The 891-nt window shown below is 69.4% G+C and carries 1 protein-coding gene and 1 pseudogene; both read left to right on the top strand.

The window, feature by feature from the left end; genetic code table 11:
* Positions 1-664 (top strand): electron transfer flavoprotein subunit beta/FixA family protein (locus E3D03_RS20965; RefSeq protein ID WP_263568550.1); only part of this gene is annotated, 664 nt, incomplete at its 5' end.
* Positions 664-891, top strand: a pseudogene (locus tag E3D03_RS20970) (electron transfer flavoprotein subunit alpha/FixB family protein); the annotation flags it as partial. The gene E3D03_RS20965 and the pseudogene E3D03_RS20970, both read left to right, overlap by 1 nt.

The raw sequence follows: 891 nt of genomic DNA on the forward strand, positions 1-891 counted from the left end.
GATGTCGATGAACCCGTTCGACGAGATCGCGGTGGAGGAGGCGATCCGTCTGAAGGAGGCGGGCCAGGCCGAGGAGATCATCGCGGTCAGCATCGGCGTGAAGCAGGCGGCCGAGACGCTGCGCACCGCCCTGGCGATGGGCGCCGACCGGGCGATCCTGGTGGTGGCCGCGGACGACGTGCAGCAGGACATCGAGCCCTTGGCGGTGGCGAAGATCCTCGCCGCGGTGGCCGAGGCCGAGGGCACCGAGCTCATCATCGCCGGCAAGCAGGCCATCGACAACGACATGAACGCCACCGGCCAGATGCTGGCGGCGATCCTGGGCTGGGCGCAGGCGACCTTCGCCTCGAAAGTCGAGATCGAGGGCGGCAAGGCCAAGGTGACGCGCGAGGTCGATGGCGGGTTGCAGACCATCGCGGTCAGCCTGCCGGCGGTGGTCACCGCCGACCTGCGGCTGAACGAGCCGCGCTATGCCTCGCTGCCGAACATCATGAAAGCCAAGAAGAAGCCGCTCGATGAAAGGACCGCCGCCGATTACGGCATCGACGTCGCGCCGCGCCTGGAAGTCGTCTCGGTGCGCGAGCCCGAGGGCCGCAAGGCCGGCATCAAGGTCGGCTCGGTGGACGAGCTGCTGGGCAAGCTGAAAGAAGCGGGGGTGATCTGATGGCTGTTCTGCTGCTTGGGGAAGTCACGAATGGCGCGCTGAACCGCGACGCGACGGCGAAGGCGGTGCAGGCGGTCAAGGCCTTGGGCGATGTGACGGTGCTCTGCGCCGGCGCCTCGGCGAAAGCCGCCGCCGAGGAGGCCGCGAAGATCGCCGGCGTCGCCAAGGTGCTGGTGGCCGAGGCCCCGCTCTATGGCCACCGCCTGGCCGAGCCGACCGCGGCGCTG

Source organism: Paracoccus sp. DMF, from assembly GCF_004407025.1.
Taxonomy (GTDB): domain Bacteria; phylum Pseudomonadota; class Alphaproteobacteria; order Rhodobacterales; family Rhodobacteraceae; genus Paracoccus; species Paracoccus aminovorans_B.